General features: G+C 75.5%; 6 protein-coding genes and 2 pseudogenes. 5 read left to right on the forward strand and 3 right to left on the reverse strand.

The window, feature by feature from the left end; translation table 11 throughout:
- On the reverse strand, window positions 1-220 hold a 220-nt coding region (locus EAO77_RS39410; RefSeq protein ID WP_147986158.1), incomplete at its 3' end, for a hypothetical protein.
- 295 nt (window positions 221-515) lie between these two features.
- Here EAO77_RS39410 and EAO77_RS00480 point away from each other — a divergent pair.
- From EAO77_RS00480 to EAO77_RS39660, 4 genes and pseudogenes are all read left to right on the forward strand, one after another.
- Entirely contained in the window at window positions 516-1748 is a 1233-nt protein-coding gene (locus tag EAO77_RS00480) for a nucleotide sugar dehydrogenase (RefSeq protein WP_261993740.1), read from the forward strand.
- A complete protein-coding gene (locus EAO77_RS00485; RefSeq protein ID WP_410088165.1) occupies window positions 1745-3325 on the forward strand; it encodes a glycosyltransferase family 2 protein in 1581 nt (526 codons plus the stop codon). The genes EAO77_RS00480 and EAO77_RS00485 overlap by 4 nt, the downstream gene beginning before the upstream one ends.
- A 100-nt stretch (window positions 3326-3425) precedes the next feature.
- Window positions 3426-5009 (forward strand): polysaccharide deacetylase family protein, encoded by a 1584-nt coding sequence (locus EAO77_RS00490; RefSeq protein WP_261993739.1) that lies wholly within the window; start codon window positions 3426-3428, stop codon window positions 5007-5009.
- 324 nt (window positions 5010-5333) lie between these two features.
- Window positions 5334-5414: pseudogene (locus EAO77_RS39660) on the forward strand (hypothetical protein); the annotation flags it as partial.
- A 37-nt stretch (window positions 5415-5451) separates the two neighbouring features.
- Here EAO77_RS39660 and EAO77_RS00505 read toward each other — a convergent pair.
- Both EAO77_RS00505 and EAO77_RS00510 read right to left on the reverse strand, forming a co-directional pair.
- Window positions 5452-6507 (reverse strand): annotated as a pseudogene (locus tag EAO77_RS00505) (FecCD family ABC transporter permease); the annotation flags it as partial.
- Window positions 6508-6698: 191 nt separating this feature from the next.
- Window positions 6699-7715 (reverse strand): hemin ABC transporter substrate-binding protein, encoded by a 1017-nt coding sequence (locus tag EAO77_RS00510; protein ID WP_410088166.1) that lies wholly within the window; start codon window positions 7713-7715, stop codon window positions 6699-6701.
- 149 nt (window positions 7716-7864) lie between these two features.
- Here EAO77_RS00510 and EAO77_RS00515 point away from each other — a divergent pair.
- Window positions 7865-9132: HtaA domain-containing protein (locus EAO77_RS00515; protein ID WP_147986161.1), on the forward strand; the 1268-nt coding region annotated here is incomplete at its 3' end.

Consider the following 9132-nt stretch of genomic DNA (forward strand, 5'->3'; position numbering starts at 1 on the left):
GATCCCGGCACAGCGCCGTGTCCAGCGGTTCCGGCGGGGCACCCGCGGACGGGCCGGGTACGTGCAGCACCCGCGCCCGGCCGCGCAGCCGGGCGCGAATGCCGTCCAGCGGGGTGACGACGGCGGACGGGAACACCCCGGCGCTGCCGTCGGGTGGGGCCGGGCCGGGGCACCCCTGCCACGACGCGCCTTCCGGCAGGGTCGTGGCCGGCCGTGGCACGCGTGGCACCTCGGGCCGGTGCCGGGCAGCCGGTCCGGCCGTGCCACCCCCGCCACCTGACGTCACGGCAGGCCCGCCGCACCGTCCACGGACGCCTGCCACGTGCGCGGACCCGGCGAACGGGTGAACTCCCCCACGGGGGTGCCGGGAACGCGGAGCGTTGCCTCCGCGGCCGATGATCGTACGTGTCATATTCCGGCGGGTGGACGCCATCGTGACCGCCGCGGAAGCGGCCTGTGAGGACCTGTCCGTACCGCCCCAGGGCACCGCCGCCCGCACCGGCACGGTCGCCGTGATGGGGCTCGGCTACGTGGGACTGCCGACGGCGCTCGCCCTGCGGGAGGCCGGATTCGCCGTGACCGGTGTCGACATCAGCGACGCCCGGCTCGCGGACATCCGGCGGAGCGAGGTGGACCTGCCGCCGGCACGACTCCCCGGCCTGGCCGAGGCGCTGAAGGACCCGTCCTTCCGGCTCACCACCGACACGGGGGCCGTGGGACGCGCGGAGGCCGTGATCGTGTGCGTGCCGACACCCGTCGACCGGCACCGGGTGCCCGACCTGCGGGCGCTCACCGCCGCGTGCTCCGCCGTCGTCCGTCACGCGAGCGAGGGGCAGTTGCTGGTGCTCACCTCGACCAGCTACGTCGGCACCACCCGGGACCTGCTCGTGGCACCGCTCGCCGCCCGGGGGCTGCGCCCCGGCACCGACGTGTACGTCGCCTTCGCGCCCGAACGCATCGATCCGGGCATCGACGGCCACGCGCCCGAGTCGACGCCCCGGGTGGTCGGGGGAGTCGGGCCGCGCAGCACCGACCTCGCCACCGAGCTGCTGCGGCGCACGGCACCGAGCATCCACCGGGTGGACGACCCCGAGACCGCCGAGATGTGCAAGCTCTGGGAGAACACCTTCCGCGCCGTCAACATCGCCCTGGCCAACGAACTGGCCGACACCAGCCTGGAATTCGGGCTCGACCCCCGGCAGGTCATCGACGCCGCCGCCACCAAGCCGTACGGCTTCATGCCCTTCTACCCGGGGCCGGGGGTCGGCGGGCACTGCATCCCCTGCGATCCGCACTACCTGCTGTGGCAGCTGCGCGCCCGGCAGCGGGAGGCGCCGCTCGTCGACTCCGCGATGTCCGCGATCGCCGCGCGGCCCTCGGGAGTGGTCCGCCGTGCCCGCGAGACGCTCGCCGACCGCGGAGAGGCCGTCGCCGGGGCGCGGATCCTCGTCGTCGGGGTGGCGTACAAACCCGGCGTCGCGGACGTGCGGGAGAGCCCCGCGCTGGAGATCATCGACCGGCTCTCCGCGCTCGGCGCCGACGTCGGCTACCACGACCCCCTCGTCCCCGAGGTGACCTGCCGTGGCGTCGAACTGCGCCATCTCGCCGACGCGGCCTCGCTGCCCTGGGACCTGATCGTGGTGCACACCCTCCACGACGGCACCGACGTGTCCGGCCTGGCCCGCGGCTGCCCGGTGCTCGACACCACCCACAGCCTCGCCGGACGGCGCACCGGAGCGGCCCGATGAGCCGGCGGACCGCGCCGCCCCCGTACCGGCGGGGCGGGGACACCACGCCGCCCGAACCCTCCGCGGGCGAGCGGCACCCGGGCGTCGCGCAGCCCCCGGCGCCCTCCGGGGACCGACCGGCCCCCGGGGCCCGGGTCGCGTTGCTGCCGCCGCGCACCGGGGCGATGCGGTCGCTCGCCGGACGGTGGGCCGCCGGGCTCGACCCCACGACACGGCACGGTGTCGTGCGCGTCGTCGTGCTGCTCTGCCTCACCCCCCTCACGGTCATCCTGGCGGACCGTTCCTCCGCCCTCGCCGACGGCGCCGGCCCGGCGGCGGTCTACGGGACGGCGGTGCTCGCCGCGACCGCGGCGATGTTCTACGTCGCCTACACCCGCTACCGGGACCCGGCCGTCACGCAGGTGCCGTGTCCCCGGCGGCTGCGCGGCACGTTCCCCCCGCTGCCCGAACGCCCCCGCGTCAGCCTGCTGCTCGCCGTGAAGGACGAGGAGACGCGGATCGAGGAGTGTGTGCGCTCGATGGCGGGATCCGATCACCCGGGCGTCCAGATCGTCGTCGTCGACGACGCCTCGTGCGACGGCACGGGAGACATCCTGCGGCGCCTCGGCGCCGAACTCGGCATCACCGTCGTGCACCTGGCCGAGAACGTGGGCAAGAAGCACGCCCTCGTGCAGGCCTGCGCACGCGCCGACGGCGATGTCATCGTCTTCACCGACTCGGACTGCGTCCTCGCGCCCGACGCCGTCGGCCGCTGCGTCACCGCCCTCGTACGCCACCCCCACCTCGGTGCCGTCAGCGGCCACTGCCGCGCGCTGAACCCGGACGCCTCGCTGCTCGCCCGGATCCAGGACGTCTGGTACGAGGGCCAGTTCCGTGTGGCCAAGGCGGCCGAGGCCGCCTTCGGGTCCGTGACCTGCGTGTCCGGCCCGCTGGCCGCGTTCCGCCGGGACGCGATCTGGAACTACCTCCCGGCCTGGGCCGAGGACCGCTTCCTCGGGGCCCCGTTCCGCTTCGCCACCGACCGGCAGCTCACGGGGTACGTGCTCGGGCAGGCGTGGCGCGGAAAGCGGCTGAAGGAACGTCACGCCGGCTCCCCGTTCGTCGACGGCCACGACTATCCGGAACGCCCCTGGCTCGTGGGCTACGTGGCGTCGGCCCGGGTCGGCACCGATGTGCCGGCCGGCGTCCGGGCGTTCCTGCGGCAGCAGGTCCGCTGGAAGAAGAGCTTCATCCGCAACCTGTGCTTCACGGGCGGATTCATGTGGCGCCGGGGACCCGGCGCCGCCGCCCTCTACTACGGGCACGTGCTGTGGGTGCTGATCGCCCCGCTGATGGCCGTCCGGCACCTGGTGTGGGCACCGGTGCAGGGACTGTGGCTGCTCACCGGCCTCTACCTGTGCGGCGTCCTGCTCAAGGGCTGCGCCTGGGGCATGGCGTACAAGGCGGACCACCCGGGGGACACCCGGTGGCGCTACCGGCCCCTGATGAGCCTGCTCTCCTCCACCGTGCTGGCCTGGCTGCTCCCGTACTCCCTCGCCACCGTCCGCCGGGGCGTCTGGTCCAGGGGCACCTCGTGAGGAACGCGGCGGCGACGGCCGCCCGGGCGCTCGCCGCGGTGCTCGGCGCCGCCGTCGTCGTGCTGCTCCTGCTCACCGTCACGACCCGGGGGGAGATGTGGTGAAGCCGTCTCCGCACGCCTCCGCCGTCCGGAGCGTCCTGGTACGCGCGCTGCTCGGGGTGCTCGCCGTCGTGGTCGCCGGCATCCCGTTCCTGGCCGCCTGGCAGCAGCGCACGGACCGGCTCGCCGTGGGGGATCAGATCACCCCGGCCGCCGCGCCCCCGCCGGCCGCGGGCACTCCCGCGATCCGGAGCCTCCCCCGCGACAGCGGACCCGTGGTCCTCGCCTACCACGACGTCCGGCCCGACGGCGAACCCCCGTACACCGTGACACCGGCGGCGTTCGACGCGCATCTCGCCGCCCTGCGCGCCGCCGGCTACCGGACGCTGAGCACCGCCGCGTTCGTCCGGCACCTGCGCGGCGCGACGGTGCCGGGGCGCTCCGTCTACCTGACCTTCGACGACGGCGCCCAGGGACTGTGGCGGCACGCCGACCGCAGCCTGGCACGTCACGGCATGCGCGCCGCCGCCTACCTGATCACCGGTCAGGTGGGGGAGTGGCACGGCTACTACCTCTCGTGGGCGGAGGTGCGCCGGATGGCCTCGTCGAAGCGGTGGGACTTCCAGAGCCACACGGACGACCTGCACCGGCGCCTGCCGCTCGACGCCTCGGGCGACCGCCGCGGCCCCGCGCTGACCGAGCGGCTCTGGCTGCCCGCGGAGCGCCGCCGCGAGACGCCCGCCGAGTACCGGACCAGGGTCGCCGGGGACCTGGACCGCTCGATCGCGGCGATCACCTCGCAGGGTCTGCCGCGGCCCCTGCTGTTCGCCTACCCGTTCTCCGAGGCGTACGGCTCCGGCCCGTCGGAGGCCGGGGACCTGCACGGCATGCTGCGGCAGCGGTTCACCGCCGCCCTCACCAACCACCGCGGGGCGCGCCCGCTCGGCGCCGGCGCCCGTGCCTTCGCCGAACGGACCGTGCAGCGACTGGAGATCACCAGCGACACCACGGCGGCGGACCTGCTCGCCGGACTCGCCGAACGCAGTCCCCGCCCGCCCGGAGCCGTACCGCGGCCGCTGGCGGCGCCCTCCGGATGGGACTTCCCCGGCGCGCCCGCGGACACCACGGTGGGCGCGTTCACCGGCGCCGGGCCGTACCCGCTGGAGCGGGGCCACCTCTCCGCCGAGTACCTGCCCCTGGCCACGGCGGACTGGACCGGCTACACGGCCGAGGCGAGCGTCGGCGCCCTGCACTCCACGGCGAACGGCGTCTCCCTCACCGTGCGCGCCCACGGCGTACGGCCTGTCGTGATCTCCCTCAGCCGCGCCAACCTGCGGGTCACCGAGGGCACCGGAGCCGCGCGGCGCACGGTGGCCCGCGCCCGGCTGGAACCGGCGGCCCGGCACACGCTGAAGGTCGTGGTGGCGGCCGGCCGCACCGACGTCCACGTCGACGGACGCCACCGGGCACGCGTCCCCGTGCCCCCGGACGCGACCGGGGGGCGCTCCACCGGCGGCATCGGACTGGGTGTCCGCAACGAGGGCGCGCCCCGATGGCCGGTCTTCCGGACGCTGACGGTCGAGGTGACGCGCCCCGCCGGGGCGGCGTCCGACCGCACCGGGCACGGAAGGACGGCCCGATGACGGCGCGCGAGGGCCACGGCCCGCTGGCCCGCAGGGCACTGCTCGCCGCGGCGGTCGCCCGAGGCGTCGAGCGGCAGGCGCCGGTGCAGGTCGTCCGTGTGGCTCTGGAAGTCCCACCGCTTCGACGAGGCCATCCGGCGCACCTCCGCCCACGAGAGGTAGTAGCCGTGCCACTCCCCCACCTGACCGGTGATCAGGTAGGCGGCGGCGCGCATGCCGTGACGTGCCAGGCGGACGCTGCTCACCGCCGCACTGCTCGCCGTCCTGCTCCTGCTGTGCCTGCTCTCCGCCGCCCTCGGCGCCTACCACCTTCCGCCGGGCGACATCCTGACCTCCGTTCAGCACCGCGTCGGCCTCGGCGGGCACGCCCTGGAGCGGTCCGCCGAGAGCGTGCTGTGGAACATCCGCCTCCCCAGGGTGGTGCTGGCCCTGCTGGTGGGAGCCTCGCTCGGCTGCGCAGCAGCCAGAAGAAGAACGGGCTGCCGAACAGGGCCGTCAGCACACCGAGCGGAAGCTCGGCCGGCGCGGCGGCGGTCCGTGCCGCGAGGTCGCCCGCCACCAGGACGACGGCCCCGCCCAGGGCACTGCCGGGGATCAGGAAGCGGTGTCCGGGGCCGTGCGCCATCCGCAGCAGGTGGGGCACCAGCAGCCCCACGAAGGTGATGACACCGGCGACCGCGACCGCCGCGGCCGTCAGCAGGGCCACCACCAGGATCAGGACGAGCCGCAGCCGTTCGACGTCCACGCCCAGGTGCCGGGCCGGACGTTCACCGAGGGCCAGCAGGTCGAGCCGCCGTGCCCAGAACGGCGCCACGGCGAGACCCGCCAGCGCGAACGGCAGCACCGCGAGGACCTTGGGCCAGGTCGCCTGTGCCAGCGAGCCGAGCTGCCAGAACGTGATCTCGGTGATCTGCGCGTTGTCGGCGAAGAAGACGAAGAGCCCGATGAGCGCGCCCGCGAAGGCGTTGACGGCGATACCGGTGAGGATCAGCGTCACCACCTCGGTGCGTCCGCCGGACCGGGACAGGACGTAGACCGCGGTTACCGTCGCGAGCCCGGCGAGGAACGCGCAGAGCGCGACGGTCCAGGTGCCGAGGAAGTCAAGACCGAGCGCGATGGCGCCGACGGCGCCGACCGCGGCGCCGCTGGAGATGCCGATGACACCCGGCTCGGCGAGCGGGTTGCCGAACACGCCCTGCATCAGGGCTCCTGCGCAGCCGAGCGAGGCTCCCACCAGCAGGGCCAGCACCACCCTGGGGAGGCGGATGTTCCACAGCACGCTCTCGGCGGACCGCTCCAGGGCGTGCCCGCCGAGGCCGACGCGGTGCTGAACGGAGGTCAGGATGTCGCCCGGCGGAAGGTGGTAGGCGCCGAGGGCGGCGGAGAGCAGGCACAGCAGGAGCAGGACGGCGAGCAGTGCGGCGGTGAGCAGCGTCCCCCGCCCGCGCCGCCCGGCCCGTTCCGCGCCGGGAGCGCCGGCGCCGTGCGCCGTCCCGGTGCGGTGGTCCCCGGGAGCCGTCGTGCCGGCACGGTCCTCGGGTGCCGTGCCGCCGCCACCGTCCTCGCGCGTCGCTTCTTCGGCACGGTCCTCGGGTGCCGGCGCGGGGGTGCCGGTGGTCTTCGCGGGGGCCGGGGCCCGGGTGTCCGGGGCCGGCGTCGCCGGGGGCGTCGCGGGGTGGTGCGGCGCGCTCACGTGCGCTCCCCGTACAGCTGCCGCACCAGGGTGTCGAGCACCTCGTCGGTGCGCGGACCGTAGTTGAGGAGGACGCCGTCGTCGACGGAGACGATCCTGCGGTCCATGCCGGCCGGCGTCTGGGCGACTCCGGGCAGTTTCACCAGGCCCTCCACGCCGTCCACCGACTCCAGCCCCTTCGTCATGACGAGGATGGCGTCGGGGGCGGCCTTGACGAGGGCCTCGCTGGTGAGCGGGGTGAAGTCCTTCGTCAGGCCGGACTCCTTGCCCGCGTCCACCGCGCCCGCCGCCTCCAGCAGCGAGGCCGCACCGGACTCGGCGCCGCCGAGCAGGTAGACGGCCGCCGAGCCGCGGACGTAGAGGAACGCGACCCGAAGCGCCGGGCCCTCGCGTGCGGGGATCGACTCCCGCACGGCGGCGACGCGGTCCGCCGTGCGGCGCTTCAGCTCCTCGCCGGCGCCGTCCACGCCGAGGGCGGCCGCCACCTCGCCGATCCGGCGGCCGACGTCCTCCAGGTTCCTGGCCGGCCGGACGACCACCAGCGGGATGCCCGCGTCGCGGATCTGGCCGACCGACTCGGCGGGTCCGGTCGAGGTGTCGGCGATGACCAGGGTCGGCTTCAGGGACAGCACGCTCTCCGCGGACACGTCATGACCACGCGTCACCACCGGCAGCGCGGCGGCCTGTTCGAAGGTGGCGGTGATGTCCCGGGCGACGACCCTGTCACCGAGGCCGAGGGTGAAGACGATCTCGCTGAGCGAGCCCGTGAGCGGCACGATCCGGTCGGTGGACGTGACGGTGACCTCGGTGCCGTCGGCCGATGCGACGGTGACGGGCAGGCGCGGGACCGGACGGTCCGCCAGGGGTTCCACGCGGTCGGCGGAGGCCGCTCCGCTCCGTTGCCCGGACGGCGCGGCGGACGTCCCGCCTCCGCCGCCGGCACCGCAGCCGGCCGCCGTGAGGGCGAGGGCGAGCACGGCGGCCGCCGCTCCCGCCAGGCGAGTTCTGCGCACGAAAGCACCGTCCTGTGTGTGTCGTTCCGGGGTCGTCCGGGCGGGCCCGGAGGCCGCGCCCGGGCGACGGACCGTCACCGGGCTGTCCGGAGGAAGCGATCGTAGTTTAGGTTAGCCTTACCTAAGAAACCATCCGTCGGAGGGGCTTCATGCTGCCGTTCCCACCTGCCCGCACGCCTGCGGTGCTGTTCGCCGCGCTCACGGCCCTGCTCGGGTTCCTGCTCCCGGCGGGCGGCGCGGCGGCCGCCGCTCCCGCGGAACCGCGCACGGTGCAGGGCGGCCGGCTCGACTGGGGCCTCAAGTCCTCGTTCCAGAGCTACGTCACCGGCCCCATCGCCCAGGGCACCTGGAGCCTGACCGGAGGTGCCGCCACGGTCGGCGGGAGCCAGTTCCGCTTCCACTCCGCCGACGGCACCTACGACCCGTCGACCGGCGCCTTCCGGGCCGGCTTCGCGGGCGGCGTCCACTTCCTCGGACACCGCGGGCCCGGCGGCGCGTACGAACTCGACCTCGCCGTCAGCCGTCCCACCGTCCGCATCACGGGCGGCCGCGGCACCCTCCACCTCGACGTCGTCAGCAAGGAGCGCGGCACCGGCAAGGTCACCCGCGGCACCCAGATCGCCTTCGCGGACCTCGACCTCTCCGGTGTCGACATGCGGGGCGGCACCAGCCCGGTGGCGCTCCGGAACATCCCCGCCACCCTCACCGCCCGGGGCCGCTGGACCCTGTCCGGCGGCGCCCTCGACGGCGGCGCGCTCTTCCGGTTCCCCGGGGGCAAGGGCACCTACGACGCCGCGCGGCGGACCCTCGACGCCTCGTTCGCGGGCTCCGTCCGCTTCACCGGCGACGGCCTCGACCTCACCCTCTCCGCGGTGACCGTCACGGTCGACGGCGGGAAGGGGACGCTGCGCGCCGACATCACCGGCGCCTCGGGACGCACCCGTGCCGTGCCCCTGATCACCTTCACCGCGCGGGACTTCGCCCCGAAGGACGGTCTCGTCCGGCTCACCGAGGCACCCGCGCGCCTGACCGCCGAGGGCTCCAGGGCCTTCGGCGGCCTCTACCGGGCGGACACCGTGATGGACCCCGTCTCGCTCGCCGTGGCCGTCACCGACGCCGCCGACCTGCCCGCCCTGCCCGATCTCGGCAGCGACGTCGCCCGGTCGTCGCCCCGGGCGTCCGCCGCGCCGTCACAGCGGGCCCCCGGGACCGCCGCCGGGAACACCGCGCCGACGTCCTCGTCGCCGGCCGGTGTCCTCGGCGGCGTGGGCGCGGCCGTGCTGCTCGCGGCGGCGCTCGCCGCCGCGGTCCTGGTGCGGCGGCGCCGGGCCCGGGCCGCCGCCGGGCCGGACAGCGGCGTCGGTGACGGCCACGGCGAGCGAGACGGGGTCCATCACGGTGTCCGCCCGGTAGAGGC

This window comes from Streptomyces sp. T39, from assembly GCF_008042045.1.
GTDB lineage: Bacteria > Actinomycetota > Actinomycetes > Streptomycetales > Streptomycetaceae > Streptomyces.

Coding starts and splice junctions, on each gene's coding strand:
- EAO77_RS00480 (WP_261993740.1), top strand. CDS start 516: ATGGGGCTCGGCTACGTGGGACTGCCGACGGCGCTCGCCCTGCGGGAG.
- EAO77_RS00485 (WP_410088165.1), top strand. CDS start 1,745: ATGAGCCGGCGGACCGCGCCGCCCCCGTACCGGCGGGGCGGGGACACC.